At 35.9% G+C, this 19,627-nt stretch carries 19 protein-coding genes; 5 read left to right on the forward strand and 14 right to left on the reverse strand.

From position 1 onward, the window contains the following. Window positions 1-16: 16 nt before the first annotated feature. From nuoK to ACFQ39_RS02225, 10 genes are read right to left on the reverse strand one after another with little or no spacing between them, the layout of a single operon-like run. Window positions 17-334: an NADH-quinone oxidoreductase subunit NuoK gene (gene nuoK / locus ACFQ39_RS02180; protein ID WP_377175980.1), complete on the reverse strand. Its 318-nt coding sequence runs from the start codon at window positions 332-334 to the stop codon at window positions 17-19. A gap of 6 nt (window positions 335-340) precedes the next feature. After that, complete coding sequence (locus ACFQ39_RS02185; protein WP_377175981.1) at window positions 341-850, reverse strand: NADH-quinone oxidoreductase subunit J family protein; 510 nt, start codon at window positions 848-850, stop codon at window positions 341-343. Between the two features lie 3 nt (window positions 851-853). After that, window positions 854-1,330 (reverse strand): 4Fe-4S binding protein, encoded by a 477-nt coding sequence (locus tag ACFQ39_RS02190; protein WP_377175984.1) that lies wholly within the window; start codon window positions 1,328-1,330, stop codon window positions 854-856. Between the two features lie 9 nt (window positions 1,331-1,339). Continuing rightward, window positions 1,340-2,407 carry an NADH-quinone oxidoreductase subunit NuoH gene (nuoH, locus tag ACFQ39_RS02195; protein ID WP_377175985.1) on the reverse strand — a complete coding sequence of 356 codons (1,068 nt, stop codon included), beginning with the start codon at window positions 2,405-2,407 and terminating at the stop codon, window positions 1,340-1,342. Between the two features lie 11 nt (window positions 2,408-2,418). Further along, window positions 2,419-3,540: an NADH-quinone oxidoreductase subunit D gene (locus ACFQ39_RS02200; protein ID WP_377175987.1), complete on the reverse strand. Its 1,122-nt coding sequence runs from the start codon at window positions 3,538-3,540 to the stop codon at window positions 2,419-2,421. A 5-nt stretch (window positions 3,541-3,545) separates the two neighbouring features. Next, a complete protein-coding gene (locus tag ACFQ39_RS02205; protein WP_377175989.1) occupies window positions 3,546-4,004 on the reverse strand; it encodes an NADH-quinone oxidoreductase subunit C in 459 nt (152 codons plus the stop codon). Between the two features lie 8 nt (window positions 4,005-4,012). Continuing rightward, window positions 4,013-4,567, reverse strand: coding sequence for an NADH-quinone oxidoreductase subunit B (locus tag ACFQ39_RS02210; RefSeq protein ID WP_377177522.1), 555 nt, complete (start codon window positions 4,565-4,567; stop codon window positions 4,013-4,015). A 41-nt stretch (window positions 4,568-4,608) separates the two neighbouring features. Continuing rightward, the gene (locus ACFQ39_RS02215) at window positions 4,609-4,959 is read right to left on the reverse strand and encodes an NADH-quinone oxidoreductase subunit A (RefSeq protein ID WP_377175992.1); all 351 of its coding nucleotides are present in this window, start codon (window positions 4,957-4,959) and stop codon (window positions 4,609-4,611) included. A 27-nt stretch (window positions 4,960-4,986) separates the two neighbouring features. Then, the gene (locus ACFQ39_RS02220; protein ID WP_377175994.1) at window positions 4,987-6,000 is read right to left on the reverse strand and encodes a 2-oxoacid:ferredoxin oxidoreductase subunit beta; all 1,014 of its coding nucleotides are present in this window, start codon (window positions 5,998-6,000) and stop codon (window positions 4,987-4,989) included. A gap of 4 nt (window positions 6,001-6,004) precedes the next feature. Continuing rightward, window positions 6,005-7,876, reverse strand: a complete 1,872-nt coding sequence (locus tag ACFQ39_RS02225) for a 2-oxoacid:acceptor oxidoreductase subunit alpha (protein ID WP_377175995.1) — start codon at window positions 7,874-7,876, stop codon at window positions 6,005-6,007. A 225-nt stretch (window positions 7,877-8,101) separates the two neighbouring features. On the opposite strand from ACFQ39_RS02225, the gene ACFQ39_RS02230 reads away from it, so the two are divergent. The 3 genes from ACFQ39_RS02230 to ACFQ39_RS02240 all read left to right on the forward strand — a co-directional run bounded on the left by ACFQ39_RS02230 (window position 8,102) and on the right by ACFQ39_RS02240 (window position 12,641). Next, window positions 8,102-8,455: a 4Fe-4S dicluster domain-containing protein gene (locus ACFQ39_RS02230; RefSeq protein WP_377175997.1), complete on the forward strand. Its 354-nt coding sequence runs from the start codon at window positions 8,102-8,104 to the stop codon at window positions 8,453-8,455. A gap of 222 nt (window positions 8,456-8,677) precedes the next feature. Beyond that, entirely contained in the window at window positions 8,678-12,208 is a 3,531-nt protein-coding gene (gene nifJ / locus ACFQ39_RS02235; RefSeq protein ID WP_377175999.1) for a pyruvate:ferredoxin (flavodoxin) oxidoreductase, read from the forward strand. Between the two features lie 61 nt (window positions 12,209-12,269). After that, complete coding sequence (locus ACFQ39_RS02240) at window positions 12,270-12,641, forward strand: HEPN domain-containing protein (protein ID WP_377176001.1); 372 nt, start codon at window positions 12,270-12,272, stop codon at window positions 12,639-12,641. Window positions 12,642-12,643: 2 nt separating this feature from the next. Here ACFQ39_RS02240 and lepA read toward each other — a convergent pair whose 3' ends face one another. Beyond that, window positions 12,644-14,440 carry a translation elongation factor 4 gene (gene lepA, locus ACFQ39_RS02245; RefSeq protein ID WP_377176003.1) on the reverse strand — a complete coding sequence of 599 codons (1,797 nt, stop codon included), beginning with the start codon at window positions 14,438-14,440 and terminating at the stop codon, window positions 12,644-12,646. A gap of 220 nt (window positions 14,441-14,660) precedes the next feature. Continuing rightward, complete coding sequence (locus ACFQ39_RS02250) at window positions 14,661-15,800, reverse strand: TolB family protein (protein ID WP_377176005.1); 1,140 nt, start codon at window positions 15,798-15,800, stop codon at window positions 14,661-14,663. 139 nt (window positions 15,801-15,939) lie between these two features. On the opposite strand from ACFQ39_RS02250, the gene dusB reads away from it, so the two are divergent. Continuing rightward, window positions 15,940-16,917 (forward strand): tRNA dihydrouridine synthase DusB, encoded by a 978-nt coding sequence (gene dusB, locus ACFQ39_RS02255; protein WP_377176006.1) that lies wholly within the window; start codon window positions 15,940-15,942, stop codon window positions 16,915-16,917. Here dusB and ACFQ39_RS02260 read toward each other — a convergent pair. Beyond that, complete coding sequence (locus ACFQ39_RS02260; RefSeq protein WP_377176008.1) at window positions 16,914-18,116, reverse strand: ABC transporter permease; 1,203 nt, start codon at window positions 18,114-18,116, stop codon at window positions 16,914-16,916. The genes dusB and ACFQ39_RS02260 overlap by 4 nt on opposite strands. 1 nt (window position 18,117) lies before the next feature. Further along, window positions 18,118-18,507: a 30S ribosome-binding factor RbfA gene (rbfA, locus tag ACFQ39_RS02265; RefSeq protein ID WP_377176010.1), complete on the reverse strand. Its 390-nt coding sequence runs from the start codon at window positions 18,505-18,507 to the stop codon at window positions 18,118-18,120. A 233-nt stretch (window positions 18,508-18,740) separates the two neighbouring features. On the opposite strand from rbfA, the gene ACFQ39_RS02270 reads away from it, so the two are divergent. Beyond that, window positions 18,741-19,619: a cell division protein FtsX gene (locus tag ACFQ39_RS02270; protein WP_377176012.1), complete on the forward strand. Its 879-nt coding sequence runs from the start codon at window positions 18,741-18,743 to the stop codon at window positions 19,617-19,619. The last annotated feature ends 8 nt before the right edge of the window (window positions 19,620-19,627 follow it).

Here is a 19,627-nt window from a genome sequence, read left to right on the forward strand (position 1 = left end):
ATTCATATTTGTTTCCCTAAAACTTCAAGGTTTCAGTATCTTTTACTTCGACAGAATTGACCAGTTTATATAAACTGATAACAATGGCGACAGCCAAGGCTGTTTCGGCCGCTGCAACCGCAATGATAAAAATGGAAAAGAATGCACCTTGAAGATTATTTGGAAAAAGATATTGATTGATAATAACAAAATTGATGGCCGAGGCATTTAATATCAACTCAATAGAAAGCAACATGGTAATTAAATTTTTTCGCGTTAAAAACCCATAAATCCCTATAAAGAAAATTATCGTGGTAAGTGTGAGGATCTCGTAAATGGTCACATTTTCTATCATAACAAATTAATTTTGTTCTAATTTTTTTCCTTTTGCAATGACTATGGCACCTACCATTACAACCAAAAGCAAAACACTAATCACTTCGAATGGCAAAATAAAGCCTCCTTCTCCATAATTCAAGAATTGTCTACCCACGTCTTCTACTTCGATCGGATTTGGCGCACTCGACATTGGAAAAGAATAGTTCAAAATAGAATACAGCGTCACTCCGGCACCTAATATACTGAGTGCCAGTGCAGCTATTTTTCTTGGAGTAGATACAGTTTCCAGTTTTAGCTCAATATGGTGTACCAACAACACTGAAAAAATAATTAAGACAATTACCCCTCCGGCATAAACCGCCAACTGAATTGCAGCCAAAAAGGAATAATCTACCAAAAAATAAATTCCGGCAATCCCCATTAATACAAAAAGCAAATACACAACCGAACGCAACATGTTATTACTACTGACTGCTTTCACGGCAAAAATGACCATCATGAGAGCCAAAATGTAAAATATTATTCTTTCCATGGCTTAATCTTCTACTCCGGGTTTTAATCGAGAACCGGGTTGATTTAATACTTTTGTTAAATGCGATCTGTCGTACACTGAATTTTCAAAGTTTTGTGCCCAAACAATGGCATCCGTCGGACAAGCCTCTATACATAATCCACACATAGTACACATTGATAAATGATAAATGTGCTTATCGATCATTTTTTTCTTTTTGCCCGTTTCGGGATCAACTTGTCTGTCCCAAATAATTTCAATCGATCCGTTTGGACAAGCAATTTCGCAAGATTGACAACCTGTGCATCTATGGAAATTTTCTTCATCATGTGGCATTACTACTTCGCCTCTAAATCTGTCAAACATTTTTAATGTCTCACGATTATCGGGATATTGTTGGGTAATTATTTCTTTGGGTGCATTGACAAAATATTTACCGGTAACGCTCATACCGGTAAGTAAAGTCTTTATTCCGTTGTATATGTCTGAAAAATAGCTCATTCTAAAAACTTAATAGGTAATTGTCCAGCCTAACCAAACTACGACGGCCATTAAAACCAGGTTAAACAAGTTAATCGGAAGCAAATATTTCCACTCTAAATTCAATAATTGATCTACTCTTAGACGAGGAAATGTCCATCTGAACCACATCATTAAAAAAACCATCACCAATACTTTTCCTAAAAACCATAATACTGATGGAAACCAAGTAATTTCATCCGTGATTCCAAAGGGAGATAACCAGCCTCCAAAGAAAACGATTACTGCAATGCATGAAATAATGAACATATTGATAAATTCTGCCAGGAAAAAATAGGCGAACTTCATACCTGAATATTCTGTATGAAAGCCTGCTCCCAATTCTGATTCAGCTTCTACCAAATCAAATGGTGCCCTATTTGTTTCTGCAGTACCTGCTATCATGAAAATTATAAAAGCTATAATTGCTGGAATATGCCCCTGAACAATGAGCCAACCATTCTTTTGAAGCTCAATAATTTCAGATAATTGAAGACTTCCTGTTAAAACTACCATCGTTAATAGAGAAAGCCCAACGGAGAGTTCGTAACTTACTACTTGCAAACCACTTCTCATGGCTCCGATTAGTGAGTATTTATTATTACTTGCCCAACCTCCAAGGAGGATTCCAATAACGCCAATAGAAGAGACTGCCAGCAAAAAGAAAATACCAATATTGATATCAAAAGCCTGAAATTGTTCAGAAAAAGGTATAACCGCCATCGCCAACAAGGCTGTAACAATAGGAAAATAGGGTGCTAAATTGTATAAAAATTTATCTGCACGATTGGTTCCATACATTTCTTTTGACACCAATTTAATCGCGTCTGCCATGGTTTGAAACATACCAGCGGGTCCAACTCTATTGGGTCCGTATCTCAATTGAAACCAAGCAGCGACTTTTCTTTCCAACAAAACCAAGTACAATCCAGCCACAGCGAAAACAGTTAGATAGGCGAGGGCAATTAAAAGCATTTCTACAAAGCTTGCTGCTCCCACAGGCATAATATCAAAAAGCCAGTCGTGTATAGTACTTGTTATGGTTAAAAGTAAATTCATATTTCTCACATTTAGCGGTCTATATCGGGTATTACAAAATCAAATGATGCCATAATCGCCACTAGATCTCCAATTTTCCCTCCAACAGCCGTATGATTCAAGGCAGAAAGGTTTGAAAAACCAGGTGATCTAAATTTTACACGATACGGATTTTTATTCCCATCACTATTGATAAAAACGCCTAATTCTCCTCTGGCAGTTTCCACTCTTTGGTAAAACTCGCCTTTTGGCAATTTAATTACCGCCTTTGTAGCTACCTTGTGTTCTCCTTCAGGAATATGATCAATCAACTGTTCGATGATAGAAATTGATTCCCACATCTCGGCAATACGTACTTTATACCGTGAAAATGTATCTCCTGTGGTTTCCAAACATTCTTTAAAATTCACTCTATCATAGGCACTATAAGGATGCCTTTTTCGAACATCGCAGGCGAAGCCTGAACCTCGGCCAACCGGTCCTGTAACACCAAATGAAATAGCATCTTCTTTAGACAAAACCCCCACACCTTTGGTTCGGTTTAAGAAAATTACATTACCTGATAATAATCGGTCGTATTCGGGTAGTTTGGTTTTAAAATGAACGATAAAATCTTTCACCCTTTGCACAAAATTGGGATGAATATCGAACATTAATCCCCCTGGAATATTGTAATTCATTGTAAGCCGTGCACCACAAGTTTCTTCAAAAATATCATTGATCATTTCTCTGTCTCGAAAAGCATAAAAGTAAGTTGTCAGGGCACCTAAATCCATTCCCATAACACCCCACCACAGCTGATGTGAAGCCAAACGCGTTAATTCTGAAATAATGGTCCTGATCACTTTTACACGATCAGGAATTTCTAATTCAAGCGCTTTTTCCACTGTTAAGCAAACCGCTTCGTTATTAATGTGTGAAGACAAATAATCCATTCTATCTGTGAGATGTACAATCTGCTGATAACTATCTCTTTCACACATTTTTTCTATAGAACGGTGGATATAACCCAAATCTGGTTCAACATTTTTGATTGTTTCACCGTCTATGGTAAGCAAGAGTCGTAATACCCCATGAGCCGCAGGATGCTGTGGGCCCATGTTGATAAAATACTCTTCTGATTTAATATTGTTTTTTACTTCAATTTCGGTCATAACTATTATTTTATCACCATATTGGCTTCATCCACATAATCTTTTCGCAAAGGATATCCTGTCCATTCGGGCGTCAAAAAAAGTCTTTTCAAATTAGGATGATTCTTAAATGTAATTCCAAAAAAATCAAAAACTTCCATTTCGTGTAATTCTGCTGTTCGCCAAACTTCCCAAACAGAGTCTAGTTCAGGATTTTCGCGATCTTCTGTTTTTACTTTTACCACCAACTCATGTTTTAAAGTTGTTGATTCGAGATGGTAAATCACTCCCAATTCTTTTCCCCAGTCCATTCCTATTACACAAAACAAATAGTCAAACTTAGTTTTTGGATCATTTTTTAAGGACTTACAAAATTTTAGCAGATTTTCTTTCTGAACAACGACTTGAAGAAATTCTGAATCTTCCTCAATTTGAAGTGTGGCATCCCAACTTAGTAATAATTCCTTCAATTCTTCTTTGGACATAATTTCTGCTATTTGATCAAACCTTCGTCAAATCCTTCAATTGGATTCTCCTTTGTTTTGGCATTTTCCTTTTTAATCTTTTCTTGTAACATGATCATTCCTTCTAAAAGTGCTTCCGGTCTGGGCGGACAACCAGGCACATAAACATCCACAGGGATTACATGATCTGCACCTTTCACCACCGAATAACTGTTGTAGTAAAAAGGCCCTCCTGAAACAGCACATGCCCCCATGGCGATCACGTATTTAGGTTCTGCCATTTGATCATATAGTCTCCTTAAAACAGGTGCCATTTTATTTACGATTGTACCTGCAATAATGATTAAATCTGCTTGCCGTGGCGAAGGTCTAGCTACTTCAAAGCCAAATCTCGAAAAATCATGACGGGGAGCTCCGGTTTGCATCATTTCTATGGCACAACAACTTGTACCAAAATAAAGGGGCCATAAAGAATTTGATCGGCCCCAATTGATAACACTATCTAAGGAAGTAACAACGATATTACCGCCATTACCTCCAGGAATTACTTTTCCGGGAAAACTGTCAGGTAAAACTTGTTCCATTCCTGTTCCCTCGTATTGGCTTAAAAACCTTTTCTTTTCATCTACTCCCATCTCAATGCTCGTTTTTTCCAGGCATAAAGCAAACCTATACCTAATATGATTAAAAATATTAGTATTTCTATCAATGCAACAGTTCCTACTTCCTTAAAAACAACTGCCCATGGCACCAAAAAAGCAACTTCGATATCAAATATCAAAAATAAAATGGCGAATAAATAATAACCAACCTTAAACTGAACCCAAGTTGGGCCAATAGTTTCAATACCACATTCAACCGGTTCTTGTTTTTGTGGGTTGTCAGATTTTGGTGAAATGAGATTAGATAAAAAATTAGCTCCTGCTACCAAAACTACGCCAGCCAAAATAAAAACAATGATCGCTTCGTAACCCATAAAAAACTATTTTCTCTTTTTTGCTAATTATTTTACTTCGTAGGTCTCTCCTGAAAAAAATAACTCGTCAACATTCTTAAACTTAGATTTGCTTTTTTCGTCAGACATTACCATGTTTTCTCTTTCTTCAAATGTGAGATCTTCAAAACTTCTAATGATTCCTGTGGCAATGGGGCTTTCCATTTTTGCCAATAAAAGATGTAATGTATTATCTTCACATTTAGCATCATGAACCAAGATATCCTTTTCAGTAACACCGTTTTCTCCAATCGTCACCGTTTCCAATTTCAATCCATTCAACACCAGACCTTTGTCCTTATTTTTTCCAAAAATCATCGGTTTTCCGTGCTCTAGATAAACTTGTTGGTCTTCTTTAACTTCTTTGTCTGTTAAATGTGTAAAACAACCATCATTAAAAATAACACAATTCTGAAGTACCTCTATTAATGAGGTGCCCTTGAATTTTTCTGCTTCAACAAAAAGGTTTGTCATGTCTTTTGGATTATTACCTCCAATTCTTGCAAAAAATCTCGCATTTGCTCCAATTGCCAATTGACCGGGTAAAAATGGTGGCTGGGTATTTCCGTGTGGAGAAGACTTGGTTTTTTGTCCCACAACAGAAGTTGGACTAAACTGACCCTTGGTTAATCCGTAAATCTCATTGTTGAATAAAATAATATTTAGATCGATATTTCTTCTCAGGACATGAATAAAATGGTTGCCACCAATGGCCAAACTATCTCCATCCCCTGTAATCATCCAAACAGACAAATTGTTATTTGCCAATTTTACGCCGCTCGCAATAGCGGCGGCTCTACCGTGGATACTGTGCATCCCGTAACAATCTACATAATATGGAAAGCGCGAAGAGCAACCAATTCCTGAAATGAAAACAACATCTTCTTTTTTAACATTCATTTCGGGCAACGCCTTCAACATAGACCTCAATATAACATAATCATCACAACCCGGACACCAACGAACCTCTTGATCGCTTTGAAAATCCTTAAAAGTGTATTCTTGTACAAGTGTATCTTCCATGGCCTTATTCTGTTAGTATATTTTTAAATTTAGTCACCAAGTCCGACACCGAAAATGGCAAACCTTGGATTCTGTTGTATTGTAAAAACTCTATATTATCGTATCTCGCCTTTAATAAAAATGACAATTGCCCCATATTGATCTCACAAACAATAATCTTTTTATATTTTGACAGAACTTCTTCTGTATTTTTAGGCATTGGATTGAGATAGTTAAAATGCACATGGCCTACGCGGTACCCATCTTTATACATTTGTTTTGCGGCAGAGTGTAAACTTCCATAAGTACCCCCCCAACCCACAATGAGCAAATCTCCTTCCTTTTCATACTCAGGAACCAAATCAGGAATGAAATTTTCAACTCTTTTCACTTTTTCTGCCCTGATATGTGTCATATATTCATGATTTTCGGGCTGATAAGAAACATTTCCTGAGACTTTGTCTTTTTCAAGACCACCCAATCTGTGTTCAAATCCGGGAGTACCTGGAATCACCCAATTTCTGGCCAAAGTTTCACTATCTCTATCATAGGGATGCCAAGAATCTCTTGAAGCGCTTAAGGTTTTTAAGTTGATGTCGGTCATTTCTTTGATTGCCTTCACTTTCCATGGCTCAGAACCATTTGCGATATAACCATCAGTGAGTAAAATAACCGGAGTCATATGCTCTATGGCTAACCTAGCGGCTTCGTACGCATAATCAAAACAATCTGCAGGGGTACTCGCTGCAATAACAATAACAGGACTATCTCCATTTCTACCAAAAATGGCTTGTAACAAATCAGATTGTTCGGTTTTTGTGGGTAATCCGGTAGATGGACCTCCTCTTTGCACATTCACAATTACCAAAGGTAACTCTGTCATTAAAGCAAGATTTACTGCTTCACTTTTTAAGGCCAAACCTGGACCTGAGGTAGTTGTAATGGCCAAATTACCGGCAAAGGCAGCACCTATGGCAGAAGTTACTCCTGCGATTTCATCTTCTGCTTGAAAAGCCTTTACCCCAAAATGTTTATGTTTTACGAGCTCATGAAGAATATCTGTAGCCGGCGTAATTGGGTAAGACCCTAAAAAAAGATCTAATCCGGATTTTTCGGCCGCAGCTAAAAATCCCCATGCTGTCGCAGTATTCCCATTGATGATGCGATAAACCCCTTTTTGCATTTTTGATGGGGCAATTTTATAGGCGGCAGGAATGAGTTCCAAAGTTTCTGCATAAAAATATCCAGCTTTGAGCACTTTGGAGTTTGCATCCGCCAAAACAGGATTATATTTAAACTTTTTCGCGAAGAAATCGAGTGTATGATTCATGTCTCTGTCATACATCCAATAAACAATTCCTAAAGCAAACATGTTCTTGCTGCGAATGATGCTTTTATTGTCTAAACTCAACTCTTTTAACGCTTCCTTGGTAAGGCTGGTCATATCAACTTCGATTACCTTGTAGTTTGCCAAAGATCCATCCTCTAATGGATTAGACTTATAATCAGCTTTTTCAAGATTTTTTTTATTAAAAGAATCTCTATCAACAATAAGAATTTGTCCAGGTTTTAACGCGGAAATATTTGTTTTTAAACCTGCCGGATTCATTGCTACTAATAGATCTAAATCATCTCCGGGTGTACTGATCTCTATACTTCCAATATGAACCTGAAATCCTGATACTCCGTATAAACTTCCTTGTGGAGCTCTAATTTCAGCCGGATAATTAGGAAAAGTAGCAACGTCGTTTCCAAACATCGCAGATGTATCAGTAAATTGAGTGCCTGTTAACTGCATCCCATCTCCAGAATCTCCCACAAAACGAATTACAACGGTATCCAGTTCTTGGGCCATAGTTTCTTTATTATTAGCACCTTCAGGAATCATACGCTTCATATTTTGGATGATTAATTATACTTATTTATAATGGTTAAAAATAGGAATTATAAATGACCTACTTAAGTTTGGTTAAAATTAATTCGCTTAAAATTATTTTTCATGACAAAAATCAGTCTGAAACATTTATTACATTTAATTTAAATTCTTTCTAAATTGTTTAGATATAATTCAATTTGTTTTTTATTTCTATAATTTTGTGGTCAATCTTAAAAATAAATTATTATGGCAATTAAAATAACTGATGAGTGCATAAATTGTGATGCCTGTATTGCTGAGTGTCCAAATAATGCAATATACGAACCAGATACTGAATGGACATATGCAGATGAAACTGCTTTAAGTGGAATGATTACTGTTCCGGGTACAAACGAAGAAGTTGATGCAAATGAAAGCCACGAACCTATTAGTGATGAGTTTTACTACATCGTAACAGAAAAATGCACAGAATGTAAAGGTTTCCACGATGAGCCTCAATGTGCTTCTGTTTGTCCGGTAGATTGTTGCGTTCCTGATGAAGACCATGTAGAGACTGATGAAGAGCTTTTAGCTAAAAAAGCCTGGTTGCACGGAGAATAATGCAGCAAAATAAGTTGATATAAAAAGACCGCAAATGCGGTCTTTTTTTTTGCTACAAACCATCGACTTTCAATCTAGAAACATTCTAAATACTGAAAACCAGTGACGTATGACATAAATCATAATTTAAAAAATAGAATCCTAATAACTTTGTTCAGTTCAAAAGAGCAAAAAATAAATCTTTTTAAAAAATATGTCCAACGCTTCACAAAATAATGAGTTATGAGTAAAAAATTTGAAAAACTAATTTGTGATGCTAACGAAGCAGTGGCAAGAATTGCACATAAAACCAATGAGGTCTGTGCAATTTACCCCATTACTCCGGCATCACCGATGGGAGAACATGTAGATGCATATAGTGCCCAAGAGAAAAAAAATGTTTGGGGGAATATTCCTAGAATTATAGAAATGCAAAGTGAAGGTGGTGCCGCAGGTGCAGTTCACGGTTCACTTCAAGCAGGAGCATTGACCACAACTTTTACAGCATCACAAGGTTTGTTGTTGATGATACCAAATATGTATAAGATAGCAGGAGAATTACTGCCAAACGTTATTCATGTCGCAGCAAGAACAGTTGCTTCACACGCCCTTTCAATTTTTGGTGATCATAGCGATGTGATGGCTACCAGACAGACGGGTTATTCTATGTTGTTTGGTGCAAATGTTCAAGAAGCACATGACTTTGCCTTAATTTCTCAGGTAGCAACTCTCAAAACTAGAGTACCGTTTTTAAATATTTTTGATGGATTTAGAACTTCTCATGAAATTTCAAAAATTGATGCTATTCCAGATGAAGTCATTAAAGCCATGATGCCAGAAGATGAAATTCTTTCTTTTAAAGAACGTTCTTTAGACCCAGACCATCCAAGTATTCGAGGCACATCTCAAAATCCGGACGTTTTCTTTCAGGCCAGAGAGGCTGGAAATACATTTTACAATAAAGTACCTGGTGTGGTGCAAGAAGTAATGGATGAATTCTACCAACATACGGGAAGAAAATATGAACTTTTTGATTATATCGGACATCCAGAAGCAGATAGAGTTATTGTCATCATGGGATCTGGCGAGGGTGCTGTAAAAGAAACCATCGAAACTTTAGTTGCCCAAGGCGAGAAAGTAGGAGCTCTTTTAATCAGACTTTATCGTCCGTTTTACGCCAAAGACTTTATCAATAAACTGCCAAAAACAGTTAAAAATATTGCAGTTTTAGACAGAACCAAAGAGCCTGGTAGTTTAGGCGAACCTCTCTATTTAGACATCGTTAGTGCCTTTGTAGAAAGTGGCATTGAAATGCCGAAAATCGTTGGTGGAAGATATGGATTAAGTTCGAAAGAATTTACTCCTAAAATGGTGAAAGGAATTTATGACGAATTGACCAAGAAAGAAGTAAAGAATCACTTTACTGTTGGTATCAACGATGATGTTACAAATACAAGTTTACCAATAGATTACAATTTCAACGTAAGAAAAACAACCATCAATTGTATGTTCTACGGACTTGGATCTGACGGTACAGTTGGAGCAAACAAAAACTCCATTAAAATTATTGGTGAAGAAACTGATAACTATGTTCAAGGTTACTTCGTATATGACTCCAAAAAAGCTGGTGCACAAACTATTTCGCACTTAAGATTTGGACCTGAGCCTATATATTCATCCTATTTGATAGAAAAAGCCGATTTTATAGCTAGTCACCAATTTAAGTTCGTCTTAAAATTTAATATGATTGAGGATTTAAAACAAGGTGGAACTTTCTTATTGAACAGTCCTTATTCTAAGGATGAAATTTGGGATAAATTACCTAAAGTTATTCAAGAAGAAATCATTAAAAAAGAAGTGAAATTCTATGTGATAGATGCGTCAAAAGTAGCTTATGAAGCTGATTTAGGGAAAAGAACGAACACCGTTTTACAAACCTGTTTCTTCGCTATTTCAGGTATTTTACCAAAAGATGAAGCCATTTCAAAAATTAAGGCTGCCATTATAAAGTCTTACTCTCATAAAGGTGAAAAAGTGGTCAAAATGAATTTTGATGCAGTTGATACTGCCTTGGCCAATCTTTTTGAAGTTGAATACCCAAAACAAATTACAAGCGATAAAGCTCTGGTTTCTGCAATGCACAATGCTCCTGATGGCTTTGTAAAAGAAGTTCTTGAGAATATTTTAGCAGGAAAAGGAGATGAATTACCAGTTAGTGCGTTCCCAGTAGATGGAATTTTTCCAACAGGAACTACACAATACGAAAAGAGTGGTATTGCCGACTTTATCCCTATTTGGGATGATGAAAACCTTTGCACGCAATGTAACAAGTGTGTGGCCATTTGTCCGCATGCAGCCATCCGTGCAAAAGTAGTTACAAATACAGAAGTAGCCGGAGCTCCTGATGGAATGAAATTTGTACCTGCAAAAGGACGTCCTTTTACAAGTGAAGAGTCTTATGTTCTACAAGTTTCTCCCGAGGATTGTACAGGATGTGACCTTTGTGTAGAGGTTTGTCCTGCAGAAAGCAAAGAAATTGAAGGCTTTAAAGCCATTAATATGCACAAGAAAATTGAGTTTGACCTAATTGAAAACAAATATTGGGATTACTTTATTGATCTTCCAGATTACGACAGATCAGCTCTTACGATTACCAACGTCAAAGGATCTCAATTCTTGGAACCATTATTTGAGTTTTCTGGGGCATGTTCAGGATGTGGCGAAACACCATATATCAAAATGTTGTCTCAATTATATGGCGATAGTATCTTAATCGCCAATGCAACGGGTTGTTCTTCTATTTATGGAGGTAATTTACCAACAACACCCTATAGAACTAATAAATTTGGTAGAGGGCCAGCTTGGGCAAATTCACTCTTTGAAGACAATGCCGAGTTTGGTTTAGGTATGCACCTTGCCGTATCTAAAAAACATGAAATGGCTGTTGACCTATTAAAATCACTTGAACTATTGGTTGGAAGCGAACTTGTTGACGCCTTGTTAAATAATCCTGAAGAGACAGAAGAGCAAAAAGAACAAAAAATAGCTCAAATTCAGGAATTAAAGGAAACCTTACGCATTTTAGACAATAGTGATGACGCCAAAAAACTTTTACGTATGGCAGATAACCTCAGAAAAAAATCTGTTTGGATTTTAGGTGGAGATGGATGGGCTTACGATATCGGATTTGGTGGAGTAGATCATGTATTAGCATCTGGCGAAAATGTAAATATCTTGGTTATGGATACCGAAGTTTATTCGAATACAGGTGGTCAAACATCCAAGGCAACACCGTTGGCCGCAAGTGCTAAGTTCTCTATCGCAGGTAAGAAAAGTGCCAAGAAAAGTCTTGCATTACAGGCCATTTCTTACGGAAATGTTTATGTAGCTCAGATTGCGATTGGTGCAAAAGATCTTCAAACATTAAACGCCATCCGTGAAGCTGCTGCATATCCAGGGCCATCTCTAATTGTTGCCTATTCTCATTGTGGTGAGCATGGCTATGATTTGAAATATGGAGCCCAGCAACAAGAAAAAGCAGTCGAATCTGGTTATTGGCCATTGTTTAGATTTGATCCTTCAAAACCAAAAGGCAAGAAGTTTAAATTAGACTCTAAAACGCCAACCATTCCGGTACAAGATTTTATGTACAACGAGGCTAGATTTAAAAGAGTTGTTAAAGACAATGCTGAATTAGCAGGAACTCTATTGATTGAAGCCCAAGAACACGTAGATTCTAACTGGGAAAGATTAGAACTTTTTAGAGACATTTAATTAATATGATGATACGGGTTCATGGTTAATTAACCATGAACCCTTTTTTATTTTCTCTATTATGGAAGAAGATTATGATTTCATAAAAAAAGCTCAAGAAAGCTTAGATCAAGCTCAGGAAGCACTTTTTAAACCACAAGAAGACATTGTAAGTTTCGTAGCTTGTAAAAACTCACAGCACGCCATACTCAATTATTTAAAAGGATTTTTAGAAAAAAAAGGCTTTGAAACCCATAATCATGAAACCATTAAAGGCCTTTTTAAAAGATGTAGATCTATTGAACCAAGGTTCAACCAAATCAAAATTGATATTATTGACTGTAGAGGTAAAGAAATTGACGACAACTACTGTATCAATGTAAATAAGCTGGAACAATGTCATAGTGTGGCAGATCAATTAGACACCCTAATTAGACATCTAAAAATCACCTAATCTTAATCATTTAATTTAAGAACCGCCATAAATGCTTGTTGTGGTATTTCCACATTACCTACCTGGCGCATTCTTTTCTTACCTTTTTTCTGCTTTTCAAGTAATTTTCGCTTACGCGATATATCTCCACCATAACATTTAGCCGTAACATCCTTTCGCAGTGCTTTAATCGTTTCTCTTGAAATAATTTTCGATCCAATTGCGGCTTGAATTGGGATATCAAACTGTTGCCTTGGAATCAATTCTCGTAATTTTTCACACATTTTTTTCCCTATATAGTAGGCATTATCCGCATGTAGCAAAGCAGATAAAGCATCAACTGGTTGTGAATTAATCAATACATCAACACGCACAAGTTTTGAGGCTCTAAATCCAAGGGGATGATAATCAAATGAGGCATAGCCCTTTGAAACTGTTTTCAATCTATCATAAAAATCAAATACGATCTCTGACAATGGCATGTCAAAGGTTAATTCTACTCTTTCAGGTGTTAAATAATTCTGATTCGTGATTTCTCCCCTTTTTTCTATACACAAGCTCATAACCGCTCCGATAAAATCAGATTTTGTAATGATACTTGCTTTAATGAAAGGTTCCTCTACTCTATTTAAACTAGATGGGTCCGGCAAGTCAGAAGGATTATTAACCAAAATCATTTTATCCGGTTCTTTATTTGTATAAGCATGATAAGAAACATTGGGAACAGTTGTGATGACCGTCATATCAAACTCACGCTCTAATCTTTCTTGTATAATTTCTAAATGTAGCATCCCCAAGAAGCCACATCTAAAACCAAATCCGAGTGCAGCAGAACTTTCTGGCGAGTATACCAAAGAAGCATCATTTAATTGCAATTTCTCCATTGATGACCGCAATTCTTCATAATCCTCCGTATCAACAGGATAAATTCCTGCAAAAACCATAGGTTTCACATCTTCAAATCCTTCTATTCTTTCTTCACTTGGATTTTTAGGATCTATAATTGTATCACCAACCTTTACTTCACTGGCTGTTTTAATACCTGTAATCAAATAACCCACATCACCTGCTTTGATAGAATCTTTGGGTTTTTGTTTTAGTTTAAGTGTACCTACCTCTTCTGCAAAATATTGTTTTTTGGTCGCCATAAACTGAATGGCCTGACCCTTTTTTATTTCGCCATTGATAACTCTAAAGTAAGTCTCTACTCCTCTATACGAGTTGTAAACCGAGTCAAAAATAAGTGCTTGCAACGGTGCATTTACATCACCTTTTGGGGCTGGAACTCGCTGAACGATGGCCTCAAGAATTTTATCTACGCCAAAACCAGTTTTTCCACTTGCATGAATGATATCATCATAATCACAACCCAAAAGATTTACAATATCATCACTCACTTCTTCCGGATTCGCACTTGGTAAATCGATTTTATTCAAAACCGGGATAATCTCAAGATCATGTTCCAGCGCCAAATACAAATTTGAAATAGTTTGAGCCTGAATACTTTGAGCAGCATCCACAATCAACAATGCACCTTCACAGGCTGCAATAGACCTAGATACTTCATATGAAAAATCAACATGACCGGGAGTATCAATGAGATTTAAAATATAATTCTCATTGTTAAAAGGGTACTCCATCTGTATGGCATGACTCTTAATCGTGATTCCACGCTCGCGTTCTAGATCCATACTGTCTAATAACTGATCTTGCTTTTCTCTATCTGTAATGGTATGAGTAAATTCAAGTAACCTATCCGCCAAGGTACTTTTACCATGATCGATATGCGCTATAATGCAAAAATTTCTGATGTTTTTCATATTCCTTTCTTATTCAAGTCAAAAATCAATCTCAAACAACGTTCCTTTATCCTTTCATTTGATTTGATTTTTTTTCAAATATTCCATACAAACCTGTTTTACAATTAGTTAGGTTTTAAATATAAAATATTTTTAACGGCTTCAAAAAGCAGTGCAAGATAGCGAAAAAAATAAATGTGTTTCCTTTTTAATTCAGCCTGAAGATTACGACAAAAAATAACTATTCAACCCAATCTGCAATAAATAAATTGGTATCACTGGTTCCGTTATTATTTCTATTCGAAGAAAAAATTATCTTCTTTCCATCTGGTGAAAACATAGGAAAAGCATCAAAAACACCATCATAAGTGATTTGCTCAAGACCAGTTCCATCTAAATTGATCATAAACAAATTAAATCCATCTTTTTTTGCTTTATGATGGTTAGAAGAGAAGATAATTTTTTTCCCGTTTGGATGAAAAAAGGGCGCCCAGTTTGCACTACCCAAGTCAGTAATTTTCTTGAGACCTGAACCATCAACATTACAGACATACAACTCCATATCAGTGGGCATCACCAAATCCTGAGCTAGCAGATCTTTGTATTCCTTAATTTCTTGTTCCGTTTTGGGTCTTGAAGATCTAAAAATCAACTTATTCCCATCCGGTGAAAAAAATGCGCCGCCGTCATAGCCAAGCTCAGAGGTAACTTGTTTTACATCAGAGCCATCTAAGTTCATTGTATATAAATCTAAGTCGCCATTTCTTGTTGAAGTAAAGACAATTTTATCTCCCTTTGGCGAGACTGTAGGCTCGGCATCATAACCAGGCGTACTCGTAAGTTGCCTTAATTGATTTCCATTCAGATCTGCTGTGAAAATATCAAAATCAGCATAAACCGGCCAAACGTATTTACCGCCGTGATCCTCCTTTTTTGGAGATGGAGGGCATGCATCTCCACCCAAATGGGTGGAGGAATAAACAATTACAGAATCTCCCGGTAAGAAGTAACTACAAGTGGTTCTACCTTTTCCGGTACTCACCATTTGCGGTTTCTTTCCATCTTCTGTAGTTTCATCAACGCCCATCGTAAAAATCTGATCACACTCAAGACCCCATTCCTTATAGTTCGATTGAAATGTAATCATGGAATTGTCAAAACTCCAATATGCCTCAGCGTTGTCTCCACCAAATGTAAGTTGTTTTATATTAGCTAAATGCTTCTCCTTAGGGTAATGAATTACATCTGTAACTCGAGTAGCACCGCTGTAACCATCACTTTTGTAGGAAGAGTGACCTTGAGTATTTGACGATTTGTTTTGACTGCTTTTACAAGCAAAAAGACTTATAAAAACAAGGACTAAAAGAATTCTCAATTTCATTTTATTCATTTAAAATGTTGCAAAATTAAAATAATGTCGATTTAAAAACAGCGCCAAAATATTAATTTATAACGATAAAATACTGTTAGAGAATAAAACTTTCTAAAAATCAATAAATGCGCTAATTTTGCAAGCGATTATGGCAAAGATTGGAAACATAGAATTAGGCGACTTCCCTTTACTATTGGCACCTATGGAGGACGTAAGTGATCCGCCGTTTAGAGCCTTGTGTAAAGAGCAGGGAGCAGATGTTGTCTATACGGAATTTATTTCTTCTGAAGGGTTGATTCGAGATGCGGCAAAAAGTATTCAAAAACTAGATATTTACGAAAGAGAAAGGCCTGTAGGGATTCAAATTTTTGGTGCGAACCTAGACTCAATGCTTAGAACCGTAGAAATTGTTGAACAATCAAAACCAGATTTTATCGATATTAATTTTGGTTGTCCGGTAAAAAAAGTTGTGAGTAAAGGTGCGGGTGCAGGAATTTTAAAAGACATTCCTTTAATGGAAAAATTAAGTCGGGAAATGGTAAAACATTCCAACTTACCGATAACTGTAAAAACGAGGTTGGGTTGGGACGATCAATCTATATACATCATGGAAGTTGCTGAAAGGTTACAGGATGCAGGTGTTCAAGCCTTAGCAATTCACGGCAGAACTAGGGCTCAAATGTATAAAGGTTGCGCAACTTGGGAACCCATTGCAGATGTGAAAAACAATCCTAGAATTCATATACCAATTTTTGGAAATGGTGATGTAGATAGTGCCGAAAAGGCGATGGTCATGCGTGATGAATACGGTTTGGACGGTGCAATGATTGGTAGAGCGAGTATTGGTAATCCATGGTTTTTCAAAGATGTAAAGCACTTTTTTGAAACAGGAAAGCATCCGGAACTACCTTCGATAAAAGAAAGGGTAGACGTTGTTAAAAGACATTTAACAATGGCCATTGATTGGAATGGTGAACACGCAGGATTATATGAAACAAGAAGACATTATTCCAATTATTTTAAAGGAATTCCAAATTTCAAGGAATATCGGCAAAGAATGGTTACTGGAGAATCTAAGGAAGTTGTTTTTGAAGTACTCGATGAAGTTTTGGAAAAATTCGCCTAAGCACTCACTAATCTTTTATTTATTCTTCCACTGGCCAATAATGCGGCTGAATACCCCAAAACAATGATTGTGGCGATAACTATAAAAACATTGCTCCAGTAAAATTCAACCGGATATGCCAGGTATTGCGTAATCATGATAAGTCCAAACTTTTTCTGAATCAAGATTAAAGGAATCGCTATCATCAAACCGATCAATAAACCTACCATCGTGAGAAGAAAACCTTGAAGAATAAAAATTCGTCTGATACTTGTAATGTCAGCACCGAGATGATACATGGTCTTTAAGTTACCTTTTTTATCTATAATCATCATCACTATTGCCCCTATTACATTGAATAGAGCTATGATTAAAACCAAAGTAAAAACTAAGTATGATGCCAGGTTTTCTGTATTTAACATTTTATAAAAAACCGAATTCAATTGTTCTCTTGTTTCAACTTTAAAAGTATTCCCCAGAGTATTTTGCAATTCTTCCTGAACATCTTTGGCAAACTTTTCATCGCTCAATTTAATTTCAATTGCGCTGATTTGATCTGGCTTATAATTTAGCAGCTCTTGCGTAAGGTTTAAGTTTGCAAAAACATATTTACCATCAATCTCCTCCGTTAATTTAAAAATACCTATTGGCTGAGTATTCACACTGCTAAATGCATTTTGAGGATTTGTTATATACCCTTTTCCTGGTTTAGGGACAAATATTTTTATCGGATTCAAAAAATCATATGCACCCACAGATAACAAAGAGCTAATTTTTCCACCCACAACGACAGTATATTTTTCATTATAATTTACCCATTCTCCAAAATAAACTGCCGTATCCATGCGGTTTACCTTTAAATACTGATCATCAATTCCCTTGATAACTGCGATATGAGATTTTTCGCTGTAATTAAAAAAAGCACGTTCCTCAATCACTTTGCTATAGGCAATAATTTTTTCTTTGGCTAAACTTCGGGTAATCGTTTCATTGATGAAAAAAGATTTTCCTTTAACAGAGCTAATTTTTAAATCCGGATCAGATACTTCGATAAAATTTAAACTAAAATTTTTTAATCCCGAAAAAACGGATAAAACAACAAACAAGGCAATTGTACTTACAACCACACCTATAGTTGCAATAAAGGTTATTATATTGATGGCATTGTTACTGCTTTTAGAAACCAAATATCTTTTGGCGATGTAAAGCGGAAAGTTCAAATTACTTTTTTTTCTTTTCTTTGAGAACCTCAGGGTTTTTAATCGGATTTTCTCCTCCTTTTAATGCTTGGTCGATGTTATCAATATAATCTAATGAGTCATCAATATAGAAGTGAAGTTCCGGCATTTTTCTCAACTGATTCCTTGTGAGTTGAGCCATTTTATATCGAAGTTCAGATGATTGATCTACTATCTCTTTAAAAATGTCTACTTTCAAATTAGAAGGGAAAATACTGAGATAAACTTTTGCTTCATTTAAATCTGCTGTCACTTTTACTTTGGTTACAGAAATCAAAACTCCCTTCCCTCCATCTTGAGCTTCCTTTCTCAATAAATTAGCCAGATCTTCTTGTAAAACCCCGGCAATTTTCTTTTGTCTATTGCTTTCCATAGTTGCAAAAATACATTTAAATTTTCTGACTAAAGACTTAAATATTTAAGGTAAAAATATAAAATTGTTTATTTAATTCCATTATAATAGATACTCCTAAGGTTAGCACTAGCAAATAGTCAATTTCAAAACTACATTCTAAGGCATACCAAATATATATTGAGGCAGATTAATTTTATTGTTCAAATCCATCTAAATAATTACCTTCGCAACGGTTAACTTTATTAGTTTTTATGAGTGAATCCTTTGAAAAATACCAAAAGCGCAGATTAAGATCTTCATATCTTTCTGTCATCATTAGTATATCTCTTGTATTATTTCTACTCGGCTTAGTAGGTTTGCTTTTGTTGCAAACCAAAAAAATTTCAGATTACTTTAAAGAACAAGCAGCAATTTCATTGTTTATAAAAAATGAAGTAAAGAAAGAAAGCATCGCTAAGTTACAAGCTAGTATTGATGCTGAACCTTTCACAAAATCGAGCAAATTTGTTTCAAAAGAGGAGGCTGCTCAAATTTATAAAGAAGAAAATGGGGAAGATTTTATGAATTTCTTGGGCTATAATCCATTGCAAAATTCAATAGACATTCATTTGAAAGCTGAATACGTTTCTCCTGAGAAAATGGCCGAAATTGAAGAATTCTATCAGAAAAATGCATTCATTTCAGAAGTTTCCTATGATAAACCATTGATTGAAATGTTGACGAAAAATGTCAAAAAAATAAGTTTAATCATATTGATTTTTAGCGCCTTAGCCACTTTAATTGTCATTGTCTTGATCAATAGCTCTATACGCCTATCAATCTACTCAAAAAGGTTTACCATAAAAACCATGCAAATGGTAGGAGCCACCAAAAGATTTATTAGAAAACCATTTATTTGGCAAAGCATTAAGCTGGGAATTATTGGCGCCTTGATGGCTATGCTGGCTCTGGCTGCTGTTATCTATTACTTTGATCAATATTTTCCTCAATTTGAACTGATCAAAGAAGATATAAAACTTGGATCCCTATTTGGTGGTATATTTATTCTAGGAATTTTAATTACCTGGATTAGTACTTTCTTTGCAACACAAAGGTTTTTAAACCTTAGAACAGACGAACTTTATTTTTAAACTTTTAA

This window comes from Namhaeicola litoreus (genome assembly GCF_042679565.1).
GTDB lineage: Bacteria > Bacteroidota > Bacteroidia > Flavobacteriales > Flavobacteriaceae > Namhaeicola > Namhaeicola litoreus.

Coding starts and splice junctions, on each gene's coding strand:
- nuoK (WP_377175980.1), bottom strand. CDS start 334: ATGATAGAAAATGTGACCATTTACGAGATCCTCACACTTACCACGATA.
- ACFQ39_RS02185 (WP_377175981.1), bottom strand. CDS start 850: ATGGAAAGAATAATATTTTACATTTTGGCTCTCATGATGGTCATTTTT.
- ACFQ39_RS02190 (WP_377175984.1), bottom strand. CDS start 1,330: ATGAGCTATTTTTCAGACATATACAACGGAATAAAGACTTTACTTACC.
- nuoH (WP_377175985.1), bottom strand. CDS start 2,407: ATGAATTTACTTTTAACCATAACAAGTACTATACACGACTGGCTTTTT.
- ACFQ39_RS02200 (WP_377175987.1), bottom strand. CDS start 3,540: ATGACCGAAATTGAAGTAAAAAACAATATTAAATCAGAAGAGTATTTT.
- ACFQ39_RS02205 (WP_377175989.1), bottom strand. CDS start 4,004: ATGTCCAAAGAAGAATTGAAGGAATTATTACTAAGTTGGGATGCCACA.
- ACFQ39_RS02210 (WP_377177522.1), bottom strand. CDS start 4,567: ATGGAACAAGTTTTACCTGACAGTTTTCCCGGAAAAGTAATTCCTGGA.
- ACFQ39_RS02215 (WP_377175992.1), bottom strand. CDS start 4,959: ATGGGTTACGAAGCGATCATTGTTTTTATTTTGGCTGGCGTAGTTTTG.
- ACFQ39_RS02220 (WP_377175994.1), bottom strand. CDS start 6,000: ATGGAAGATACACTTGTACAAGAATACACTTTTAAGGATTTTCAAAGC.
- ACFQ39_RS02225 (WP_377175995.1), bottom strand. CDS start 7,876: ATGAAGCGTATGATTCCTGAAGGTGCTAATAATAAAGAAACTATGGCC.
- ACFQ39_RS02230 (WP_377175997.1), top strand. CDS start 8,102: ATGGCAATTAAAATAACTGATGAGTGCATAAATTGTGATGCCTGTATT.
- nifJ (WP_377175999.1), top strand. CDS start 8,678: ATGAGTAAAAAATTTGAAAAACTAATTTGTGATGCTAACGAAGCAGTG.
- ACFQ39_RS02240 (WP_377176001.1), top strand. CDS start 12,270: ATGGAAGAAGATTATGATTTCATAAAAAAAGCTCAAGAAAGCTTAGAT.
- lepA (WP_377176003.1), bottom strand. CDS start 14,440: ATGAAAAACATCAGAAATTTTTGCATTATAGCGCATATCGATCATGGT.
- ACFQ39_RS02250 (WP_377176005.1), bottom strand. CDS start 15,800: ATGAAATTGAGAATTCTTTTAGTCCTTGTTTTTATAAGTCTTTTTGCT.
- dusB (WP_377176006.1), top strand. CDS start 15,940: ATGGCAAAGATTGGAAACATAGAATTAGGCGACTTCCCTTTACTATTG.
- rbfA (WP_377176010.1), bottom strand. CDS start 18,507: ATGGAAAGCAATAGACAAAAGAAAATTGCCGGGGTTTTACAAGAAGAT.
- ACFQ39_RS02270 (WP_377176012.1), top strand. CDS start 18,741: ATGAGTGAATCCTTTGAAAAATACCAAAAGCGCAGATTAAGATCTTCA.